Origin of the sequence: Microcoleus sp. Pol11C2, from assembly GCF_036701505.1 — a bacterium.
Taxonomy (GTDB): domain Bacteria; phylum Cyanobacteriota; class Cyanobacteriia; order Cyanobacteriales; family Microcoleaceae; genus Microcoleus.
Genome location: NZ_JAUBQX010000033.1, coordinates 31,973 through 55,103 on the forward strand (window position 1 = coordinate 31,973; position 23,131 = coordinate 55,103).

At 47.0% G+C, this 23,131-nt stretch carries 17 protein-coding genes; 8 read left to right on the top strand and 9 right to left on the bottom strand.

The genetic code is table 11. From position 1 onward, the window contains the following. Window positions 1-33 precede the first annotated feature (33 nt). Window positions 34-2,085 carry an iron uptake porin gene (locus QUA42_RS18485; protein WP_333138943.1) on the bottom strand — a complete coding sequence of 684 codons (2,052 nt, stop codon included), beginning with the start codon at window positions 2,083-2,085 and terminating at the stop codon, window positions 34-36. 716 nt (window positions 2,086-2,801) lie between these two features. Between QUA42_RS18485 and QUA42_RS18490 the strand changes: the two genes are divergently transcribed. Further along, window positions 2,802-4,787: a glycosyltransferase family 39 protein gene (locus QUA42_RS18490; protein WP_333138945.1), complete on the top strand. Its 1,986-nt coding sequence runs from the start codon at window positions 2,802-2,804 to the stop codon at window positions 4,785-4,787. Window positions 4,788-4,796: 9 nt separating this feature from the next. After that, window positions 4,797-5,741 (top strand): hypothetical protein, encoded by a 945-nt coding sequence (locus tag QUA42_RS18495; protein WP_333138947.1) that lies wholly within the window; start codon window positions 4,797-4,799, stop codon window positions 5,739-5,741. Between the two features lie 141 nt (window positions 5,742-5,882). Here QUA42_RS18495 and QUA42_RS18500 read toward each other — a convergent pair whose 3' ends face one another. After that, complete coding sequence (locus tag QUA42_RS18500) at window positions 5,883-7,973, bottom strand: hypothetical protein (protein WP_333138949.1); 2,091 nt, start codon at window positions 7,971-7,973, stop codon at window positions 5,883-5,885. Between the two features lie 130 nt (window positions 7,974-8,103). Continuing rightward, window positions 8,104-9,675 carry a CHAT domain-containing protein gene (locus QUA42_RS18505; RefSeq protein WP_445301337.1) on the bottom strand — a complete coding sequence of 524 codons (1,572 nt, stop codon included), beginning with the start codon at window positions 9,673-9,675 and terminating at the stop codon, window positions 8,104-8,106. A gap of 520 nt (window positions 9,676-10,195) precedes the next feature. Between QUA42_RS18505 and QUA42_RS18510 the strand changes: the two genes are divergently transcribed. From QUA42_RS18510 to QUA42_RS18525, 4 genes are all read left to right on the top strand, one after another. Then, window positions 10,196-10,333 carry a hypothetical protein gene (locus QUA42_RS18510; RefSeq protein ID WP_333138953.1) on the top strand — a complete coding sequence of 46 codons (138 nt, stop codon included), beginning with the start codon at window positions 10,196-10,198 and terminating at the stop codon, window positions 10,331-10,333. Window positions 10,334-10,417: 84 nt separating this feature from the next. Beyond that, window positions 10,418-12,370, top strand: a complete 1,953-nt coding sequence (locus QUA42_RS18515) for an FAD-dependent oxidoreductase (protein ID WP_333138955.1) — start codon at window positions 10,418-10,420, stop codon at window positions 12,368-12,370. Between the two features lie 294 nt (window positions 12,371-12,664). Beyond that, window positions 12,665-13,351: a methyltransferase domain-containing protein gene (locus tag QUA42_RS18520; RefSeq protein WP_333138957.1), complete on the top strand. Its 687-nt coding sequence runs from the start codon at window positions 12,665-12,667 to the stop codon at window positions 13,349-13,351. Further along, window positions 13,351-14,421: an aromatic ring-hydroxylating dioxygenase subunit alpha gene (locus QUA42_RS18525; protein WP_333138959.1), complete on the top strand. Its 1,071-nt coding sequence runs from the start codon at window positions 13,351-13,353 to the stop codon at window positions 14,419-14,421. The genes QUA42_RS18520 and QUA42_RS18525 overlap by 1 nt, the downstream gene beginning before the upstream one ends. A gap of 240 nt (window positions 14,422-14,661) precedes the next feature. On the opposite strand, the gene QUA42_RS18530 is transcribed toward QUA42_RS18525, so the two are convergent. Next, window positions 14,662-15,135: a hypothetical protein gene (locus QUA42_RS18530; protein WP_333138962.1), complete on the bottom strand. Its 474-nt coding sequence runs from the start codon at window positions 15,133-15,135 to the stop codon at window positions 14,662-14,664. Window positions 15,136-15,514: 379 nt separating this feature from the next. Between QUA42_RS18530 and QUA42_RS18535 the strand changes: the two genes are divergently transcribed. Together QUA42_RS18535 and QUA42_RS18540 are read left to right on the top strand one after the other, a co-directional pair. Next, complete coding sequence (locus QUA42_RS18535) at window positions 15,515-15,628, top strand: hypothetical protein (protein ID WP_333138964.1); 114 nt, start codon at window positions 15,515-15,517, stop codon at window positions 15,626-15,628. Beyond that, on the top strand, window positions 15,600-15,995 hold the full coding sequence (locus tag QUA42_RS18540; RefSeq protein WP_333138966.1) for a transcriptional regulator: 396 nt from the start codon (window positions 15,600-15,602) through the stop codon (window positions 15,993-15,995). The genes QUA42_RS18535 and QUA42_RS18540 overlap by 29 nt, the downstream gene beginning before the upstream one ends. 16 nt (window positions 15,996-16,011) lie before the next feature. Here QUA42_RS18540 and coaBC read toward each other — a convergent pair whose 3' ends face one another. The 5 genes from coaBC to QUA42_RS18565 form a co-directional block, all read right to left on the bottom strand. After that, window positions 16,012-17,211, bottom strand: coding sequence for a bifunctional phosphopantothenoylcysteine decarboxylase/phosphopantothenate--cysteine ligase CoaBC (gene coaBC, locus QUA42_RS18545; RefSeq protein ID WP_333138967.1), 1,200 nt, complete (start codon window positions 17,209-17,211; stop codon window positions 16,012-16,014). 144 nt (window positions 17,212-17,355) lie between these two features. After that, window positions 17,356-17,568 (bottom strand): protein IsiD, encoded by a 213-nt coding sequence (gene isiD / locus QUA42_RS18550; protein WP_006632739.1) that lies wholly within the window; start codon window positions 17,566-17,568, stop codon window positions 17,356-17,358. Between the two features lie 45 nt (window positions 17,569-17,613). Beyond that, window positions 17,614-18,237 (bottom strand): alpha/beta hydrolase, encoded by a 624-nt coding sequence (locus QUA42_RS18555; protein ID WP_333043033.1) that lies wholly within the window; start codon window positions 18,235-18,237, stop codon window positions 17,614-17,616. A gap of 506 nt (window positions 18,238-18,743) precedes the next feature. Beyond that, window positions 18,744-20,831, bottom strand: coding sequence for a CHASE domain-containing protein (locus tag QUA42_RS18560; RefSeq protein ID WP_333138970.1), 2,088 nt, complete (start codon window positions 20,829-20,831; stop codon window positions 18,744-18,746). A gap of 374 nt (window positions 20,832-21,205) precedes the next feature. After that, complete coding sequence (locus tag QUA42_RS18565) at window positions 21,206-23,116, bottom strand: ATP-binding protein (RefSeq protein ID WP_333138972.1); 1,911 nt, start codon at window positions 23,114-23,116, stop codon at window positions 21,206-21,208. Window positions 23,117-23,131: the final 15 nt, after the last annotated feature.

A 23,131-nucleotide genomic window follows, 5' to 3' on the forward strand; every position in this document is an offset into this window, starting at 1 on the left:
CCGCTTTTAGCTGTAACTAGATGTCTGGAAACCTTAGAAACTAAAGGTAGTACGGAGGAGTCCGACCCAGATATCGTCGTTTCTGTCGTTGTGTTCGGGATTCAGAATCACATAGACGCCCGGTGTCACCGAAATAAAGTCATTGACTTGGAAGCGATAGAAACCCTCTAAGTGATAAGAGGTGTCGCGGTTTCTGGCGACATCACTCTCGGTAACTTTTGGCGGTACACCGAAGACGAAGCCGAGGACGTTGCCTTGTCGGGCAAAATCTCCCAGGGCCACCGTGATAGCACCATTCTGGATGGTAGCGTCATTGTTGCCGCCCCGCAGTTGTTCAGCCTTCGTATAACCGTACCAACCGCCAATCTGAAAGCGACTGCTGGGTTTGAAGTTAACTTGCACCCCATAGTTATCTGATGCGGTGGGTGATTGATCGAAGGGCCGATTAGCCAACAAACTGCCGACGCCGCCCATAAGGTTAACATCGCCTGCCCGATTGTATTTACGGGTGTATGTCAAGCCCAAGTCAAACGGTCTGCTAAAAAAGCCGATCTGACCCAGAGCGCTGAAAGAACCGTCGAAAACGCCCCGGCCGTCTGCTGGGTTGGGAGCATCGCCGTCACCTGCAAGATAGCCCGCGGTAGCTCGGAGGCTGCCCAAGTTGAAACTCACACTTGCGCCTGCTCCCTGCGGGCCGCGGAATACGGCCGGGTTGCGAACTCCAAATCTGGAAAGTGAACCGTTACTCGTAGAGTTACCAAAGGTAGAAGCCTGGTCTGCAATTTCATCTAGGTCAAGTCCTTTAGGACCGACAAAGACTGTAGCTTTACCCATCGGGAACCGATAGTACAACTCGTCTAGTGTGAAATTGCTGTTCTCAGCTCCATCAAAAGCTAGGCGAGCCATGTTAGTGCCCGTAGCTGTTGCTGCTGAGTAGTTGGCGACGTTGAGGGCTTGCAAGCGGGTTCTGAGCAAGTCTCGACCGGTGAAGCTGGTATTGAAGTTCAACCGCACCCGGTAGCCGAAGTTGGTGACTGTTCTATCGTCCTCAAGGCGGATACCATCTCCCACAAAGGTGTCGCTGACAGCAAAAATCGCTTCTCCAGCCAATTTGGTTGTGGTGGAGAACTGGTTAGCTTCGAGTTCTGCGGTGCGAGCTTCTAGGCCGTCTACTCGTCCGCGCAGGGTAGCGAGTTCGGCTGCAAATTCTTCTTGCAGGCGTTGCAAGATGGCTAAGTCGTCTCGGGTAACCAAGTTACCTGTTGACCCAATGAGTTGGGTTATCTGGTCTAAGCAAGCGTTGACGCCGGCTGCAAATTCGTAGCGAGTCAGGGCGCGGTTGCCGCGGTAGGTGCCGTCGGGATAACCTACGATACAACTGTAGCGTTCGACTAGGGATTGCAGGGCTTGGAATGCCCAATCTGTCGGGCGCACGTCGGAGAGCTGAGTGACTGATGTCACCTGGGACATGGTTCCCGACGGTTGGGCCGGCAGCGCTTGGGGAGCAACAGGGACGATGGGGCCCCCCATTCCGGCGGCTGGTGTCTGAGCAATTTCTACCTTAGTGGCTGGGGTGCTGGCGACTGCTGGCACTTCAATTTTCGCAGGGGCGTCTGTCTGGCTGATTTGCTCTGCCAAGTCTGATGCTTGGGGCGAGGATTCGGCTGTGCCTGCTGCTGCTAGAGGTTCAGTCGCTGCTGCGGCGCTGACCGGAGCGATTGGGGCTGCTAACTCGATGTCGCTCCCTGTTGTTTGCAGTGTTGTTGGCAGTGCTGCTGCGCTGGTTTCGGGTTCGATTGAGGCGAGTTTTTCAGCGTCTGCTTCATTAACGACCGGGGTTGGGGCCGCTTCGAGGCTGCTGTTTAAAGCCAGGTTTTCTGGGGCAGCAGGGGCTGCTGCAACTGGTTCTGCAACTATTTCTCCAACTATTTCTGCAATTTTTGACTCAGATGACTGAGCTGTAGCTAGCTGGTTGGCTTCAGCGGTTGCGGTCACTTCTGCGGCGCTCGCAGTGGCACTCATGACTGATGATAGCCCCAGAATTGCCGGGGATACTAGCAGTAAATTCCAAAAAGTTCTGTTCATTTTCCTCACACCTTCACACTCTATTCAACTCGACGAGCAGCAATTCCCAACTGCTAATTTTTGTGGTTGCTTGCCTGTTGACAATAACTGCCAAAATAGAACCTATCCATAACTGTTGATTCACAGTAGGCGTGTCTACTTCTGCTTGAACGTAGGGGCCCAGCCCTTATACCGCCCCGGCATCAATTCAGGTCAAGCCCACATTACATTACAGTTGATTATACCATCACGTGCTAATTTCATCTCTCGATCGCCAGATTTGCTTAAGTTGCTCTGTAGGCGATCGACAACTGGTTCTACAGGTTCGACCACAATCTGCCTCTAACTGACAACTGCCCAGAGTCCTCGGTTTTGCCAGACTTAACAGACAGTTATAGGTAGGATTGTGGCTGCTTGTCGCATCCCTTATACAGCTTTATATCCTATAATGTCAAGCTTTTTAACCTCACTTTAAACCTCGCCACCCGGCAGGGGCTATTTTCCCGCCATGAGTGGGGAACTGAGACCTAAAGCCTGGTAGATTTACCCGATCCAAACCAAAGTTCAGGCTTGACTAATGTTGGTTTTTTGATGCCCGCTGCCGTCGGGACTTGCCAGGGCGATCGCCCTTTTTGAGAGGGGCCGTCGGCGGATTTAATTTCCCCTTACTTTAACACAATTTTTTTGCGGTTTGGCAGCCGCCGCCGACTGAATCTCTGTTAGCTGAAATTATAGTTTTGTGGCCTCGCTGTCTTGCGTTTGACAACCAGTTATTTTTTTGGCACAGCCTCGGGATCTCAAAGCACATTTTCTCTGTAATTTATGCCACTGCCAAAGTATCCATTGATTCTCCGGGCATCCTGGACGCATCAACCGCGTTTGAGGAACGGAAATACTTGCTTTTAGGCGATCGCTCGAAGTTAAAAAACCGAGTTTATGAGAGTAAGGACTGCATCCAAGACGGTTTTAATTTGCTAAGAACACAAGTAAATGTCGGCAGTTATGGGAGGGCGATCGAACAACCTATAGATTGGGCAATGCACTCGCTCTTTCTATGGTATGTTAAATTGATGCGTACCCTCTATATTTTTTTTACACCATCTCTGACTGGGATGAAAACACAACTGCGGCTGTTAGTAGTGGTATTATTGCTATTAGGATTTTTCTTTCGCTTCGTCAACATCGACAAAAAGTTTTATTGGTACGATGAAGCATTTACTTCCCTGCGGATTTCTGGATACACGCAAACAGAAGTCCTTCATGAAATAAGCAGCGGTCAGTTAGTAGCAGCCCAAGATTTGATGAAATATCAGCGCCTGAATGCGACAAAAAATTTTGGCGATACTGTTAAAAGTCTGGCCATAGAAGAACCTCAACTGCCACCACTATATTTTCTGGCAGTCAAGTGTTGGACAAAACTATTCGGTGATTCTCCTGCGGCGATAAGAAGTTTCTCAGTTTGGATGAGTTTGTTAGCGTTTCCTGCCCTGTACTGGCTGTGCCGAGAATTGTTTGCATCGCCGGAAGTTGCGTGGATAGCCGTGGGATTGCTAGCAGTTTCTCCCTTGCACGTGCTTTACGCTCAAGAAGCACGTCCCTACAGTTTGTGGCCGGCGCTGATTTTGCTTTCTTGTGCGTCTCTGCTACGAGCAATGCGGCTGCCAACAAAGCTGAGTTGGAGCATTTACGCAGTAGCAAATATTCTGGGATTTTATACTCATTTATTTAGCTTGTTAGTTGCGTTCGGACACGGAATTTATCTAGTAGGACTTCAAGGTTTTACGTTGAATAAAAAGCTAGTGAGTTACTCGATCGCAATTGTCGTGTCGTTGCTAGCATTTCTACCTTGGATGGTAATTTTACTGATAAATAAAAGCGCAGCATCCGGGGCGACAAGTTGGGCTAATCTAGAAAGTCAGAGGCTATCTTTAGTTAAGAATTGGGCCGGAAATATCGGTCGCGTTTTTTTTGATTTGGGGCTAAGTTCTAGTGCTATATCGATATATCTTATTGCTTTAATGGCAGCTACTTTAATTTTAGTGGCAATCGTAGGGTATGCAGTTTATTTTCTGTGTTCGGAGACGAGCAAGCAGGTTTGGCTGTTTGTGGTGACGATGATGGCGGTGACAGCACTGGCACTCGTGCTGCCGGATGTTATATTGGGAGGAATCCGATCGACTAAAGCTCGCTACCTATTTCCGACTTATCTGGGGATGCAAATCGCTGTTGCTTACCTGTTAGCGACTAAAATTACCGCCCTGGGCGTGCCAAGCTGGAAACGGCAAATGTGGAAAGTTTTGACAGTTGTACTGTTAACGGGCGGCTTGCTGTCGAATGCCGTTAGTTCTCAAGCCGAGACTTGGTGGACTAAGGAATGGGGCCGGGAAAATCCCGAAATTGCTCGCAGGATCGATCGTTCTCCAAAGCCGCTGCTTGTCAGCGATATCTCGGAAGTCAGTCTGGGAAATATACTGTCAATGAGTCATTTGTTAGAACCGAAAATGCCGCTGCAATTGGTGTTGCTTGACCCGGAAGCGCGGCGTCGAGCTCAGTTGTTTGACAGACCAACTCTACCCAATATTCCTAGTGGTTTTAGCGATGTTTTTGTCTACGGGCGATCGCAGAAGTTTAGTGCTAAGCTGGCGAAAATGCAAAACTTGAAAATCGAGCTGCTTTCAGAACAAAAAACCGAAAAGCTGTGGGTAGGCAAGTTAGTAAAATAGTGAGGGTTTATGGAAGACTTTGGTATTATTATTGCCTGCTGCGACCAAGATTATCTGTTTGCTAAGGGTTGCTGTGCTAGCATCCGATATTTTTTAGGAGATGTGCCGATTTGTCTGTTGATTGACGGTACGTTTTCTGTGAGTGCTTTGGAAAAGTCCTATGGGGTGCGAGTGATCGATCGCACAACCGTTTCTGAAGAGGTTCTCAGGAAAAGAAGTTTTGGTTGGGGAAAAACTAAAATGATTGCTTTCTGGGAAAGTCCTTGGTCAAATTTTATGGTTTTGGATGCCGATACGATCGTCTGGGGCGATGTTCTCAAATTTGCTAATTTTCAAGAATTTGACTTTATTGTAGACCAACCTTGTCAGGAAAATTCCGATGCAGATGTTTCAAAATTTTTCTTTGACATTCCGGGCGTTGAAAAGCATTTCCCCAGTTTTAGCTGGTCGAAATATAGAGCAAATTATTTCTGCACTGGTACTTTTTTTGCAAAACGCGGCGTTTTTAGCTTGGAAGAATACGTAGAAATTTTAGATTTTACGGCGGCAAATCCGGGGATATTTAAGTACGGAGAAATGGGGTTTTTGAACTTTATGATTTTCCGGGCGGCGCAAGAAAATCGGCTGCGGGTGCAGAGTGTGGATATGCAGTTGTTGGTGCCGGATTTTGACCAGGATTGGGTGAAGAAGCGCTTTCCGATGGAGTCAAGCGGGCCTGGGGGCGATCGCACTCAGGCGACGGTGATTCACTGGTGCGGGCCGAAGCCGACTTTATCTAGTGGGAAAGTTTACTCGGAACCGATGAATTTTTGTCGCCGCAAGTGTGAGGAGGATGTTTGGAACCGCACGGGTTTGGCTGCCGAAATGTCGCTGCAAGTTGAGGATTTACAGCGATCGATCTACGTGTATAAGAATAAGTTTAAGAAGAAGTTTCGGCAGTTGACTGGTAAGTAGATTAGGACTGGGGCGCGCGAGAAAGGGGAAATATTCCTCGATTTCTCGCCGCTATATCCAGAGTTTTCTAAGAGTCTTTTGTCAAGAGGCTTTTTTTACCGCAGATGTCAGCGGATCAACGCGGATGCACGCGGATTTTGGCTACCCATCCAGAGGTAAAGTTGGCCCGGCTGGGGGTAAAACTTGGCGGTGAACACTTACTTTATGACTTTCCCGCTGAGTTTGCATTTCGACGGCGATCGCCTCAAATTCGACTTCCATGCAGCCGTAGGGAATCTCTAACTCGATACTTGCTCGCACGCTTCCCAATCCGTTAGGTTTAAATTCGGTAATCCAGCGCGGCCCGTCGAGAATCAGATAGGTTTGTCGATCGTAAACCCAAACTTTTACATAAATCCGGGGCATTAATTCCGGGAGTTGCACTTGCACTTTTACGGGTCCGCCGGCGAGGATTTCGGCACGCGGCAATTCCAAAATAGGCATCGGTACTAACTCGTCTTCTGACAAAACGTAGGGAGTTGGGGGAGTTACTTCGGCTGCGACAGTTGCGGTTTTTTGAGCAACTTGTTTCGGCTGCGGGGGCTCGTCAAAAACGACAAATTCTCTGGCTTCTGGGCTAGTCGATTTGGGATCAGAAATTGTTTCGCTCGTTTCGGGTTGCTGCTGGGTTGGGCTGCTTTCTTCCACAACGGCAATTTCGTCGCTGCTATTGGCGGCGGCTGTTGGAGTTGGTGACAGGGTAGTTGCTTTCAGCCAGTCGGGGGATTCACCGTTGCTGGCTAGGGAACTCAGTCGCGACCAAAATCGACTTTCGACTTTTAAGGTTTGAAATGCCTGTTTTGTGGGTGTTGGCTGGGTTTCTGGGGCTGTTGTTTCTAATTCGGGGCTGTTTTCGGGTTTTTGCTCTATCGCTCCGGTTTCCGCTGTTTGAGGGGAAGTTGGGATGTCTGAGGGTTTGGTTTGTGGGTCGATCGACTCTGGGGCAGTTCGAGGCGAATTGGAGATTTCTGAGAGCAATTGCACTCGGCTGCTGTCGGGCAGTTTGTTACCGAATGCGGGCAATTCTAGACCGCCGGCACTTGGGGTGTGACGTGAAGCCAGTAGAGGGGGTAGGGCTTCCTTGGTTGGGGATTCGGCGGGGGAGGGAGGGTCTAAAGATTTTTGTACTAGCTTGAGGAAGGATTGATTTTTGGGGTTCCCAGGCTGTTTTGAGGCTGTTGGGGAGGGTTCGGCTTGATGCTTTTCTTCGATGAAATTGTCTTTAATTTCCTGTAGAAGGTGCTCTAAACGAGCTGTAATTGTGAATAGTTTGGTGGCTAGGGTGACGCTGCCGCTGCTGAGAATTGCTTCTCCTAAAATTAGGCGGCTTTTGCATTCGGTTGGGATGTAGGTGACGCAGGCAAAGATGCAGGGGGGAACTTGTTCTGGCATCGGCTGCTGGATTTCTGCGAGAATTTTTGAGGTTTGGGGGTCGCGCAGGTAAATTTGCAGTTGTGCGGAACCGATGAGTTGTTTGAGTTCTCTCGCTTCGGATTCGGGAAGGAGAGTTGCTGTTTTTCTGGTTTTTTGGGGGAGTTGGGGAATGTCGATTTTGCCGGAAATGATTAATGGGCGACCGAGTTGGGTGACGAAGGTTTCTTGATCGAGGACGAGTTCGAGTTTGACGTGCGGTTTAGGTTGGGGGGTTTGGGGAATTGGGAATTGGTAGATTTTGGTCTGCTGCGGTGCTGAAGCGGCTGCTGGGATTTGGGTTGGTGCGGGGCGATCGACCGGTGCTGCGATTTGTGGGGCTGCGCGATCATCGACCGGTGCTGCGATTTGTGGGGCTGCGGTGGAAGCAGCAGGTTCGATTTGGTCGATCGGCGGTAGGGGTTCGGAGGTTTCCGATTCTGCGGGCAATACTTCCAACTGAACGCCGTACTGCCAAGGTTTTAGTGGTGTTGATTTGGGATCTGGCAAGCAGGAGAGTTCCCACAGTCCGGGTTTGAGCCTGGTGTAGGGAATGATCACGACTAATCCTTCGGGGTTGGTGCGGGCCGATCGGCTTTGGACTTTTCGCTGCGCCCCTTGGTCGAAGGAGGTATGGGTAACGCGAATTTCGATGTCGGTGTTGGGGTGCTGAATGCGAGCAACCACACGGTATTTACCTTCTAGAATTTCCACGTCGGAGGTTTCTAGGGGCAACCAGGCGCGATCGCCCTCTTTCTGTAGCAAAAATTCTAATTTTTTCATTGTTGTTTCCCCTTGAAGGCTCCCGCTTGATTCGTCACAGGTTGGTGGTGGTTTGTTGAGCGACAGCTACAGATATTATTAAATTACTTATGTTTTATAGCCTATCACCAGTTTCGGTCAAGAGGCCCACTTACCAAGGACTGCCGATAATGCTGAAAGCTGCCCAATAATACGGATGGGATAAATCTTTGCTGTCGAGTTTGGGGATGGACGGGGGCAAGGGAATGTCGCCTCGCGCACTTCGCAGTTGACCGCCTTCGATCGTCACATTGCCTTCTATTGCAGCGATCTGTGCTTGCCGCATTGCTTCAGCTTTTATGATTGGAGGGTCGTTTGGCTTGCGGATTCTTAACTGCTGGTAAAACTCTGTCATCAGGGCGAGAGTCCCCGCATCGCTGACGTACCACAGACTGGCGAGGGCTGATTTTGCTCCCGATTGCAGCGCTAAACCTGCAAATCCGAGTTCTGCTTCTTTGTCTCCCAAGGCGGTTCTACAGGCGCTTAATACTAATAGTTCGAGGGGCGGATTGTTCCATTTTAAATCTCTCATTTGATCGAGGCCCAGTTGGGTGTCCCAAAATTGAATGTAGGAGTTATTTGGGGTTCCGGGGCGGAATTCGGCGTGGGTGGCCAGGTGGATGATTCCGTATTTTTGTTGCAGTCGCTGGGATTGCAAGTTTACTATGGTGAAATCTTGGTTGAGAAAGGATTGACCGGGCCACTGTCGGGCGATCGCGCCTAGCTCTAATGGAACTGCTGGCAGCGGTTCTTTGTTCGCCGTTTCTGCGAAATCTGATGCTCCCATTGCTAGAACTTGCACGTTTCTGAGGTCGGTGTAATTGCTGTCTGTGAGTTTGAAGGCGGGGATGCGGGCGAGGCTGTATTTTTGGATCAGAAATTGCTTTCCGTCGTGCATTGCTGCTAGGGGTACGGTTCGCAAACCTTCGCCGACGCACAACAGCAAGGTTTCAATTTTTGCTGTTTGCAAATCTGTTTCTAGGGGTGCAATTATCCATTTGTAGAGTTGTTGGGCTGGTTCTAGATAGGTGGTGGTGTTGATTTTTACGGGGTTGGTAATTTCGCTGCCGAATTCTTTGACTACTGAGAGCAGTTTCTCTTGTTTGGCTTCGGGGACGCTGCGGAGAATGGGGAGGCGATCGGGCAATATTAAGATTAATTCTAGTTGGTCGGTGCGCGGGATAGCGTAAATTAAAGCTGGTTTTTTCTTTGTTTGAACTGCTAGACGGGAGAGAGTTTTTGATATTGCTTCGGCGGTTTTCGCACGGGATGCAAAGTCTTGTTCAAAGTATTTTTGATAGTCTTCTTCCCAGTTTTCTTCGATTCTGGTTACGGCTTCGGTGAGGTTGCCCCGATCAAGCAAATTTCTCATTTCTTGCCCGTTAAGCCCGCCCTGGTCTGTGTTTTGGGCAATTGTAGCGAGGTTCGCGGTACTCCAGCAGAAAAATATTGCTGTCAAACAGTAAAAAATAGCTTTTTTAATTTTTTTCTGAGTCGTGTGTTTTTGGCGTTGCTGCTGGGATTGGTAGTGCATGATTTTGGGGCGGTTAAGGGCGCCGTTGGCGGCAGCAGTGGGCAAAAGTTTGGATGTGGGTGGAAATTTTGACTGTGCTGGCGATCGCCGCACGATTATAGCATTCAAGACCAACCGCCAATATCTACCGTAGGGTGTGGACACCAGCACCAACAGAGTCCCCGCACCAAGAAATTCGCGATTTATGTAAAAGTTTGTAAATTATGCAGGGGTTTTGTATAAACAGGACTTACGCAAACACCCGGTTTCTTCACATAAGTCCTGTTTTCTACATAGCAGCCAGGTGCATTTAACAGGCATTACCTCTAGGGGCGTCTTTGACTTTTTGCGGCACATCCGCAGTTCTCCGATTGAATCGGGTTTTGTCTTGGTATTAAGTGAGGAATCCCCCGAATCGAGCGCCGATATATTGAGTGACCTCAGTAGATATATTCTCTGTATTTACTTATTTTAAAAGAGTTAGGTTTTTTCGCGCCAACTTACTTAAAGCTCGACTGGTTAATTTTTTTGCCTCGGATATCTGCCCGGTTATTTCGTACACTTCGCCGAGACGGCCTTTTGCCTAAGATTTTACCGGAAAATCTCCTAGTTTTTTAGAATCATTGGCCGCGGTTGCCAAGAGTTGAGCAACATAAATAAAAACACTTAATTATTTAGAGGATTTTACGCTATGCGGTCGATCGCTTTTTCCTTGTTGATTCTTGCTTCTCTCGCGACGATAACTGAAGCCTGCTTTCTTCCGCTATACATTGTGTACGATCGCACTTGGCACGGTGCGATCGCGATCGGACGGGCAAATGTGTCTTAGTATTTCTTCACATATCCTGCTTTCGGTCTATGATATATGCCTTATGGCGTATTTGTGTTTAAAGCCCGTTACCGCGTACCGCTGATGAGTCAATCAACCAATTCACCGCTATCCCAACCAGTTTCTCGAAGAACCGCCCTCAAATTCCTCGGAGTCGGTGCCGCCGGCGGGCTGCTGGGCTACTCTCGATTTTCCAAACCAGAGCCCACCATTTTTGTGCAAGATTCTCTTGACTTGCCGCGAATGCTGAATAACCGCAAAACCGTTGCAGTTGTGGGGGCAGGCTTGGCCGGGCTCGCCTGTGCTTACGAACTCTCCCAGCGGGGTTTCGCGGTAACATTGCTCGACAAATCGCCCCAACTCGGCGGCAAAATTGCTAGTTGGCCGATTCAAGTTGGGAACGAAACTTTTATGATGGAACACGGTTTCCACGGCTTTTTTCCGCAATACTACAACCTCAAAAGTGTGGTTGAAGAACTAGAAATTACTGATAACTTTGTATCTTTAGAATCCTACGCCGTTCTGTTTCGAGACGGCAAATACAAACCCGAAGTTTTCCGTCCCAACCATTCAGCTTTTCCCTGGAATATAGTTGATTTGGGGATATCTTCTCCCAATCGGCTCAAGTGGGGAATCAATCTGACAAAACCCGCTCACTGGCAAGTATTTCGGGAAATCGGCGGTTTTCAAACTCAAAAAACTTTCGATCGCCTCGACAATATATCAGTTGCCGACTGGGTAAAAGGTGAATTTCCGCGCGGGCTTTATGACTTGTATTTTCTGCCTTTTGCCAAGTCCAGCCTCAACGCTCCAGACGAATTGAGCGCGGGAGAATTAATGCAATTTTTCCACTTTTACTTTTTCGGAAATCCAGAGGGTTTGGCCTTCAACGGCACGCGGCAAGATATGGGAACGAGTTTGGTGCAGCCTATTGCCAGAGCCATTGAAAGCAAAGGCGGCAAAGTATTGACAGATGTCGCAATCAGTGAGATTCGCTGGGAAAACGGCAAGATTGATTCTCTGAGTTACCAGTCTGGAGACGTGCAAAGTAAAATACCTTTTTGGGTGAAGCGAAACGCGCTGTTAACTGACAGCAACTCTACCGAATATTTCGGCGCTGGGGACAGCGTATTTGCCGCCGCACCTTCGGGAAAAGAGGCAATTTCTCTGAGCTGCACTCACCAAGGCTGCACAGTTCAGAAACAGAACGACGGTCAATTTCACTGTCCTTGTCACGGGGCAGTTTTTGATGCCGAAGGGCGAGTTGTGAGCGGGCCTGCTCAGCGGGATTTGCCTCGATTTAAGGTAGTCGATGAAAAAGCCGATGAAATACAGTTAGCAGCAGTGGTTAACCAATCGCAGCCGCAAAAACTGGGAAAAACATTGAAGGCTGATTACTATGTTTTGGCGGCCGATGTTCCGGGGATGCAGCATTTGTTTAGTTTAGCCAGCGGTGAGGTGAATCCGCAGGTGCAGAGTCGGATAGAGAGCTTGAAAATAGCCGATCCGTTTGCGGTGGGTCGTTTTTGGTTCGATCGCGAATTTCCATGGGAACACAGCAATTTCAGTTCGCTTTCCGGCTACAAACTGACTGACAGCATTACGCTTTACCACCGAATTCAGGATCAGTTCATCGAGTGGAATCAGAAAACAGGCGGTAGTGTAGTAGAACTGCACGCTTATTGTTACAAGGAGAAGGAATTTCCGAACCAGGAAGTTTTACTGGCTACTTTTGAGCAAGAATTGTACGAAATTGTACCGGAATTAAAAGCCGCAAATATGCTGCACCGGGAATTGGTAAATCAAAAGAATTTCTCTGGATATCCGCCCGGTAGCTATGCAGAACGACCAGAAACTTGCTGCGCTGTTCCCAATCTTTTGTTTGCGGGAGATTGGGTGAAAATGCCGTTTCCGTGCGGTTTAATGGAAAGGGCGGTTAGCAGCGGTTTGTTGGCAGCTAATGCTATTTTATATCAGGAGGGTTTGCAGAGGCGATCGCTCTTGACGGTGAATCCCGAAGGCGTGTTAAAAATCTAAGGTTTGCAGCGGGGGCGGGTTTTATAAATCGTCAATTATTGGCTGCTATCCTCGGTGAAACCCGCCCCCTGTCATACCATTTTAAATTTTAGATTTGAAGAAATGGGAATTACTGATTAAATAAGGGTTTGGAGGTTTCCTACAGTTGCATTCTTTTTTTAAGATGAGTTACGGTTTGTAGGTGTGGTTTCCCTGAGGAGAAAAGGCAGAGCTTGCGAACAAAAAAAAATATCTGCGTTGAGGGGGGTGGATATGCGGTTAAAATATTATTGAATGAGTATAAAGCAATAATAGATGCTGAATAGTAACTGCCAAATTCGCAATAAATCTGTAATGTTTGATGCTTTTGCCACAGAATACGATTTCGCTGCCACCTTGCAAAACCAGAACGATTTCTTTACTAACAACCTATCGGCTAGCAAAGGTGCAGCATTAGATATTGGCTGCGGATCTGGAATTCTTGCTTTTGAATTAGCCCAGTATTACGATAATGTTGTCGCCGTAGATTTGTCAGCAAAAATGCTGGCGATCGCCAGTCAAAAACGCTCAGCTCCCAATATCGAATATCTCCAAATGGATGCCAGTCAATTAGCCCTAGAAAGCCAATTTGATTTAATAGTTAGTGCTGGTACTTTTCACCACCTGCCCAACCTCCCCGCCGCCCTCGATGCAATTAAAAAATTGTTAAATCCCCACGGAAAAATCGTCTTTTTAGATAATATTTCGGAAGTGGAAAGACCTGCTACAATAGGCTACATATTAGGTGCAGCGAGAGATTTTATGCCAGACTGTTCCACCTACGGATTTCGCACTGCTTTAAGATTATTAAAATTTCGATTGTCGCCGGGGTGGTTGAAGCATTTAGCTAACGATAGGTATTTGTCAGAACGGAGATTTAGAAAAATTTACGGTCGTTGCTTTCCGGGCTGTTATTTTGTAAAATTGGGTTGTTTTATGGGCGTAATTTGGGAACATTTGTAATGCAAAACAACGCGATAAAATCGGTATCTGCAAGGGGAGAAAAAACTCACATCCGCCAGTTGGGCATTAATCTCGATCGCTGGTATGCGATCGCCCGCAGCATTGAGGTGCAAACTCAGCCTGTCGCGGCGAAAATCTGGAATCGGGCGATCGTACTTTTCCGCGACAGTGCAGGCAAAATCAACGCTTTAGAAGATAGATGTCCCCATCGGCAAGTTAAACTTAGCCACGGCCAAGTTAAAGGCGATTTAATCGAATGTGCTTACCACGGATGGCGGTTAAATGCAAGCGGAGAATGTGCCGAAGTCGATTATTTAGCAGAAAATCAAAAGCTACCTAACTGCAAAATTCGCTCCTACCCAGTCCAAGAAAAAAACGGTTTTATCTGGCTGTTTCCCGGCGAGGAAATGCAAGCAGAAAAAATAGATTTATTGGATTTGCCAGAGTGGGAACATCTCAATTATATTGCCACAGTTTCACTCATAGACTGTCAGGCACACTATTCATTTTTAATTGAAAACTTGATGGATATGTACCACGGACACTTGCACGATGATTGGCAAGCTTGGGCCAATCCGGTGTTAGATACTTTAGAAGAAAACGAGCATCAAGTAACTGCTCGCTATCAGGCACAAAGTTATTACAAAATAGATAAAATTTGGTCAATTTCTCAGTTGTTTTTTAAATCTCTGCGCCGACTGCACCCGGAACCGCTAGAGGTGAGTTATGTTTATCCGCACTGGGTTTCAACTTTGGGAAGCGACTTTAAAATTTACTGCTTGGTTTGTCCGGTTAGCGAGACAGCAACTCGGGCTTATTTAATTCATTTTACCTCATTAAATGCGTTTTGGCGACTGCACAAATTGCCTGTGTGGTTTCGCAGGTTTATCAAAGATATTTGTTTCGGTGCAGCTCAAAAGTTATTAGATGGTTTGGTGCGGCAGGATGTGTTAATGATTGAGGAAGAACAGCAGGCTTTTTTGCAGAATTCAGAAAGAAAAAATTATGAATTAAATCGGGCTTTAGCCAGCGTGCAAAAGTTGATGAGAAGTCAGGCAGAAAATGGGTAATTCAGTCGCAGAGTCAAACCTGTACAGGTTAATATGTATATTTCACAAAAATCAGGGAAGTATAACCGAGGGAAATTCGGCTAGTTTTGAACGCAGAAATTGTATTTGGATGCGCTAGGATTTAGACTAAAAGTTACTTTAAAACAAGATGAATTGGCGGGTAATGAAACCCAGCACAATTCATCTGCGTTAATCCGCGTGCATCAGCGGTAAAAAAATCTAAATCCCGCAGCACAAACCTTACTTTTTAGCCCGCTGCTGCTGGTAAACGCTGACAACCTTATCCGCATAAGTAGCAGTTGCGCCACTTTTGCAAGCTGCTGAGTCCCCAGTCATCCACCAGCAAGCGGCGCGGCGTACAGCGGCTGTTTCATTGTTGCTGCTAGCTTTGTATTCGTCGCGCAGCAAATCGGCCACGATACAGGTAACAATTGATTTGGCTTTTGTCGCGTCGGCCTCAAATTGTTGGGGTGTTAAATCTTGTTTGGTACAGAATTTTGCCCAGCGGGAAATATTCCCTGGCAAAACTTGCCACTGACTGTACATTCCGTCATTTGCTGCTTGTGGCGGTGCGGCTTGTCGCATTGCTTCTACAAGGGCGGAAACTTGCGCGTCGGTGACTGATTGCGCTGCTGCTGGAAGTGATTGCAATCCGAGGCTAATTATCAGGCTGCCGAATAGTAGATTGGTTTTTGCGATCGATTTAAAATTCATTCACAATGCCCTGTTTTAATCAAAGTTTCCTGCAAAAAATTTTACCTTAAAGCCGCTAGAATACCTCTGTCTTAAGTATGATTTGCCCGCTTAATGCAGTGTCGATCGCCCTTACGATAGAAATTGTTAATCAAGTACGATAAAATCATGGAAGTACAACCCAGGGAAATTCGACGTTACACTACAGCAGAGGGTACGGCACCATTCGCCGAGTAGCTTGATGCCATCCGCGATCGGAATGTTAGAGTTAGAATCAAATCTAGGCTTGACCGAAGTTGAGCATGGTAATCTCGGAGATTTCAAGTCAGTGGGACAATGAGTTTTTGAACTCAGAATTAATTATGGCCCGGGCTACCGCATCTACTTCGGACAAGTCGGCTTGACAATTGTGGTAATCCTCATAGCTGGGGATAAAAGCACCCAAGAACACAACATTCGACAAGCTATAGAATACTGGACAGATTATGAACAACGTGAAAGCACCGACAAGTGATAGCTACCGCGAGTACCTAATCGAATCTCTTCACGAGCCGGAAGAAGCTGCTGGTTTTATCGGCGCTATTTTGGAAGAAAAAGACCCTGAACCCGCCCTTTTGAGAAATGCCATCCGAAAGGTGATTGAGGCTCGAATCAGGATGAATGCTCTTTCGGAGTCAGCAAAACAGCATCACGAAAAACTCGACAAGATGCTGGCTGAAAGTGCAGGTTCGGAAATCTATAGTTTGGTAGAATTGCTCGAAGCATTAGGATTTAAACTAGAAATTACTGTCGTAGATACTGAGTTGTCGGCTGACTCGGAATCAACGGATTTGGAGGAATCTGAATTATCGCCGGAACCAGTAGTAATTAATCCCAGTTAATCAGTAAATCGCGCCCTCACCCGTTCATTACAAAATCTAACAATCGGTGAGCCATTTCTAGCTTGCTGCAAGGTGCTATTTCTACTTGCTTGCCGGCGGCATTAATTAATATTGCTTGATTGGTATTGCTGCCGAAACCTGCACCTATTCGATCGATCGGGTTTGCGGCAATTACATCTAGTTTCTTCGCCCGCAATTTCTCCAAAGCAGGCTTGACAATATCCCCAGTTTGTGCTGCAAACCCGATTAATTTTTGGTGCGGCTGTTTCAACATTCCTAACTCTGCCACAATATCCGCTACCGGTGCCAACGGTAAACAATTGGGGAGCGATCGCTTCGGCAATTTCTCACTACTGTACTCCGCAGGTTTCACATCCGCTACCGCCGCAGCCATCACCGTCAAATCCGCCTCGTGAAAGCATTGCAGCATCGCCTGCCGCATTTCTTGTGCACTCGCAACTGCGATCGCCCGCACACCTGACAGCGGCAACTCGCCAGTTATACTGTGTACCAGCGTCACTGTAGCGCCGCGGTGTTGTGCAGCTTGCGCCAAAGCTATACCCATTTTGCCACTGGAAGGATTGCCGATAAACCGCACCGGATCGAGGTGTTCCCGCGTTCCTCCCGCACTGATCAACACCCGAATGCCCGCTAAATCTCGATCGCCCTTCGCATACAACAGCGATTCAATATGAGGCAAAATCTCATAAGGTTCTGCCATGCGGCCGACACCCGCGCGATCGCACGCCAGCATTCCCGCCCCCGGATTCGCAGCATGATAGCGCCGATAACTCAACACTTCACCCCAATTCCGCTGCACCGCCGGCTGTTCCCACATATCCGTATTCATCGCCGGTGCCAGCAAAATTGGGCAATTAGAAGCTAAGACAGTATTAGTCAACAAATTATCAGCAAAACCCCCCGCCAACTTAGCCAAAGTATTAGCTGTCAAAGGAGCAATAACAAAAACTTCCGCCCATTCTCCCAGTTGAATATGCAGGGGGCGCCCGTGACTTGGTTGCCAAAAATCTTTGTCAGTAAAAGTAGGATGGCGGCATAGAGTAGCAAAAGTCAAAGGCGTTACAAACTCCCCGGCCGCATCAGTAAGAATAACTTTAACTTCAGCTCCAGCTTTCGCTAAAGTTGAAACTACTTCGCAAACTTTGTAAGCCGCAATCCCGCCACTAACGCCGATTAAAATTCGTCTGCCTTTCATGTCATTTTTTCATAAAAAAGAATCAAGAAAGAAATTAAGATAAAAACAGGCTAAAATCCCTAATTCATCTGTTTAATCCGCAACAACATATGCTGCTAACTTCTTCCTCAATTCCGTCGAAAATTTTGAGCTAGATTTTTCAGTCTATGCTTCGTCGTAGGCTTCCATATCCAGAAGGTGGAGATAAGGTTCAACCAGCTCCGGCCGCTGAAAAGCAAGCGATCGCAACAAATGCCAATCATTCAATCCCTCAAAAGGATCTGTATAATCGTCAACTTCCAAACGGACAGCCAATTCTGCCACGTCCTGAGAAGTAAGTACAGCAATATCGCGCGATGCTTTGGTTAAAGTTTTCATTTTTTTCCCCTGCCCGAGACTTCCGCCATACTATATACTAAACCTTTAATCAGATTTCGACACAGTTTCTACAACAAAACTTCGCATTACCTCTATAACTTCCGGCAGAATCTCGTGTCCCATTTTAAATTCTCGATACTGCACCGCAGCTCCCCAAGCCGTCAAACTCTCGCGCGATCGCACAGCAGCACTAACAGGCACAATAGTATCTTGAGTACCGTGTACGATTAAAACAGGTGGCAAAACACTCCCCGCAACTGGCGAAATCTGGTGTAAATAACCGCTCAGACAAATTAAACCAGCTAGGGGCAAAGTCAATCCCACATCTAGAGTCATCGCTCCGCCTTGAGAAAAGCCGCCTAAAATAGTGCGAGACAAAGGCACGCCCGTGCTGCTTTCCAAAGACAGCAAAAATTCCCTCAGCAATTGCCGGCTTTCTACCAATCCCTGAGCGTCTTTGCTTTGAAGGTTATACCACGCTTTGCCGCTCGTTACCTGGGGATGGGGAAAGGGGGCATCGGGAAATACAAACTGATAATCCGGCAAATTGAAAAAGGGTGCTAAGGAAGTCAAATCCCGAGCATTAGCACCCCATCCATGCAAAGCGACAATCAAAGCGACAGGTTTGCGATCCGTTGTGGGCGGAATGCTAATAGATTGTAAAGACATCGTAGTTAATAATTGGTAATCTGGTCTGGCTACAATTATAAATTGTCACGACGGGTAAAACCCCAGATATTTGTTTTCGGCAATATTCCACTAAAATTAGCACGCGCTTGATAATAACTATAATAGTTGACTGTTGACTGTTAACCGTTGAAAGTAGAGTGCGACCTCGCACCTTTCCAAAGTAGAGTGCGGATAGTTCACCTTTTCTAAACAGGGATTAGGAAGCATCCCATATTTGTAAAAACACTTTTTCTGGCTCCTTCCTTCTGACTCTTTCCTCCTGGCTCCTGGCTCCTGCCTCCCAACTCCAATTTATAGCTTGGCTGCAAAAATGATATCGTTTCCGGTTGCATCGGAATAATAAAATCCAGTCAACAGTTAACATTAAACCATTGAGTTTTTCCCCGCCTCCTTCTACAGTCAACAGTCAACAATCACGGACGGTGCAACCGGAATTAATATGAGATGGTCCCCGTAATACTCAGCTAGAAGCGAGATTTCTCCCGCTAATTCCAACTGGCACCTACCGCAGGTGAAACCTTAGAAACAGATTGCTTAGACTGTTGCCACACCGGCACCTCAATCAAGAATTCAGTTCCCTCTCCCGGAGCCGATACGCACCTCAGCGAACCTTGATGTTTGTCCACTATTTGATAGCAGATCGACAATCCCAAGCCAGGACCTTTGCCTACAGGTTTGGTAGTAAAAAACGGATCAAACAAACGTTTTTTGACATTCTCCGTCATGCCCGTTCCATTGTCAGCGATTCGCACGCATACACAATTAGAACTTAAAAGTTCAGTGCGAATCCTAATAGTAGGTAAAAATTCAGAATTAGAGGCGTTTTTGCCGAGCTTTTTTTGATTTTGTGCATCAGATAAAACATCAATAGCATTGCTCAAAACATTTATAAATACCTGATTCAATTGTCCCGCCCAGCACTCCACTAAGGGCAAATTTCCATATTCTTTGATGAGTTTAATGCCAGAAAAATCAGCTTTTGGTTTCAGCCGACTATCCAAAATCATCAAGGTGCTGTCAATGCCTTGGTGAATGTCAACCAACTTCATTTCAGCTTCATCCAATCGCGAAAAATTCCGCAGAGAAAGCACGATCTTGCTGATCCGTTCAGCTCCCATGTTCATAGATTGTAGGATTTTAGGCAAGTCTTCACTGATAAACTCCAAATCAATATCTTTTAGTTTCGCTTGCACTTCGGGCGTTGGGTTGGGATATTGCTGCTGATATATTTCCACAAGTTCCAGCAAGTCTCGAGTATATGCGCCTGTATGGATCAGGTTGCCAGAGATGAAGTTGACAGGATTGTTAATTTCGTGGGCAACTCCCGCCACCAACTGCCCCAAGCTTGACATTTTTTCAGTTTGGATTAGTTTAAATTGAGCTTCCTGCAAATTTTTTAGTGCCGTTTCTAGTTCAGCGGTGCGCTCTTTTAGTTGAATTGTGCGATCGTACACTTGCTGTTCTACTTTTGCAGTACGTTCTAGAGACATCAACAGGTAAATCGTCAAGCTGCCCGTCATCAATAGCCCGATCGCAGCAATTGCCAGCGAACCCTGATGCGTCCTCATACTCTGGTACCCCTTCCCAGGCAAAACTAGCAGGCTCCACTGGCGGTCTGCTACGTTAAATAGGCGAGTGCAAGCACTCGGATATAGACAGATTTTTCCCCGCAAATTAGCTAACTCTGGCTTTTCGTGTTTTGGGTTATCTATCAACTGCTTATTTTGTGAGTCGTAGCGCACCAGAAAGCGTTCTTTCTCTATAGCAGAGTTGTCATATAGGTAAAAATTAATCTTGTCTAAATTTAGCGATTCTAAAGAGGAATCGACCATACTGGTGATCTGAAAGAGACCCGCAATAACTCCAATTAGGTTTTGGCGCCCGTTGACCGAGTTATCTGGAGAATTTGTGCGGCGGCGTACTGGTAGAAATACTTGCAATCCCGGTTGATTGTTGCTGACTAATCTAATCCGCGCGGAAGCCGCTATTTTCCCCGTATTCACCGATTTCTCTAAAGCTGCTTTGCGATCGGGGCTGGAGGCAACATCAAAACCGATCACTTTGTTATCTTCTTCTAGTGCTTCTCTGTAAATAATTGGAAAGTATTCCGATCGCACTTTTGCTTTGACCTGCTTTTTGTCAGGAGTTCGCTCGTAAATTTGAAATGCCGGAAAACCTTCGGCTCGAATTGTTTGTTCGTAAGCTGCTTTTTGGGCAGCCGGCACGCGCCGAATCCAGTTAACAGAATGTATAGCAGCATTTCGGGCAAGTGCAGGTTGAGAGAATTCCTTAAAATCTTGTCTGCTAACTTTAGTAGATGCGCTGTAGAATGCTTCAAGTGAGTACAGAACTTCTAAATTTTTGTTGATGCTTTGCTGCAATGCCAAATTCAGGCGATCGGCTTGCTGATGAAATTCAGCTTGCATTCGTTGGTTTTCCGAATGCCACACGACGGCTGCGGCTGCCAATGACAAACTCGTACCTGTGCAAAGAGTCAAGGCTGCTGGAATGTAACGACGATGCGACAGTAAACTTTCGGTCAGCGAATTAAACCAGTTGCTCGCAAAATTCATATTTCCACACCTTCTGCTACCGAAGTGCAATTTTTTAAAGACTTGTAAAATTCCTTGATAGCACGAAGGACAGCGCAGAAACGAGATTGTCTAAAAACTTATGATCGCAGAAATAGAACTTACCTTGAGAAGCCCAATTTCTCCGAAAATATTGGTGTGGTAACGAGAAGTTGGGAAGAAACCGGGTTTTCACGAATAGTGCATCCACGACTGAGGAATTGAAACCAATTGTAACTAAGTGTAACGAAGCCAGTTCCCATCTGGGCGCTCCCAAGTTCCTGCCCTGGAAGAACTTGGGAACGAGAAAAAACCTTGATCTGGTGGGGCGGGTAATCAATACCCACCCTACAAAGCCAACTTAATTTTGGAACAGCTTACAAAATAGTCCCTATTTCCTTCAAATAAACCCGTGTAAACGGTTCATCATCCCCCAGAGTATACTGTTCGATCAATCCCTGGCGGCGAATAGAAATACTACTTCCTTCCCTCACCACAACAGTATCGTCATCAGTGCTTTCTCTGACCAACATCATCTCAGTTTCTCCCGGATTGTCCAGCACCACCATATTGCTGCCCCGATAAAACATTCCCTCAGCTTCCAAAATATCTTCGGGATATTCAGCAATTAACAAATCGAGCTTGGGATTCCGGAGCAAACTTTGCACGTTCAGATGGTAATTCTTATTCAAAACTTTTTCAGAACGGTTAACAAAAAGTCCACCGCGACAAACAGCACCGATTGTCCAATCGGGATGCTGCAACAGAATATGGTCGATAGTTTCTTGTAGGTCGTGTACCGAAATTCTGTTGAAAGTAATAATCGGAATCCTGGCGGATTTTCCGGAGTCAAAGAAAGTTTCGATAATATGGGAAGGCACATCAACCCCTTCGCCGACAGCGGGGTTGAGGTGCATAAAAATTCCCGGCGCGGCATTGATCTCGATAATCCCAAAATTGCCTGTTTTCCAAGATTTGGCGAGAGTTTCTGTTACCACATCAATCCCCAAACAAGTTAACCGAAAATGTAGGGCGATATCTTGAGCCAAAACAATGTTATCCGGGTGAATATTGCGGGTAGCGTCGATGCTGACGCCGCCTGCGGAAAGATTAGCCACTTTGCGTAAAAACACAGTGCGATCGCGAATTAGCACACTATCCAATGACAGCCCTTGTTCTTCCAGATACATTTCCATCGCTTCGTCGGACTGAATTTTGCTCATCGCCGAAGTTGGCGTATCCAAACGTTCTGGTTTGCGGTTTTCACGGCGGATCAATTCGCGAATTGTTGAGTCGCCATCACCTGTTACCGAAGCTGGCCGGCGTTCAGTTGCAGAAACAAATTTGCCGTCAACGCACAGCAGCCTAAAATCCGAGCCTTTGATGCTGTTTTCCACAATTACTCGTACCGGGTCTGTTTCGGGAATGGCCTTAACTGCTCTTTTAAAAGCCGCCTGCAATTCCTCGGCCTCCCGGACATCTGCTGTTACGCCAATTCCTTTATGACCGACTACTGGTTTGATAGCAACTGGGTAGCCAATTTCTTTAGCAACTGCCAGAGCTCCGTTTTCTGTGGAGACGATATCGCCTTTGGGAACAGGAAATCCTAATGTAGCGAGAAAAGCTTTACAATCGTCTTTGCGGGTGGTAAAATCTGAGTCTAAATGGCTGTCAGAATCAAAGGTAGTTGCAGAGCCACGAACCAGTTTTTTACCGTACCCATATTGCATTAGTCCTTCATCCCACAAATAAAATGCGGGAATGCCTTTTTGGGATGCCGATCGCATTAACGAATAAACTGTCGGGCCTCCGTAAACTGACTGCCGGAACATATTTTGCAGCGCGCCCATTTGCGCTTCCAAGGGAAAGTCTTGATTTTGATTAATGGCTTCAAACCAATCCCAAACTGCGTACACTACTGCTCTGGCGGTGCGGGCGTGAAGTGCTTCTATGCTGATTCTGTTAAAGTGAGAAAACGGCTTGATGTTCCAGTTTTGGAAGTGCAAACCCATGTCGAGTTTGGCTACTTCTGAGGCGGTACGGCCGAACAGTTGGGCATGGTTCGAGAAATTCTCGTGCAGTAGTTGCGGGTAGCGAGCGCCAATAATTTTCTGGTAATGTGCGATCGGCAAAGGTTCGCTCGCGCCCGTTACCGCTAAATCAAAAACCAAAGCCGCGGTGTCTAAATAAGGGTTGGGCCCCATATAGTGTTTGAAGTTAAAAACATCGAAAATATCGGTTTTTCGAGCATTAACGCGGGCTGTTTCGGTGCTTTTTTCTTGCAGCATTTTCTAACCTCCTTT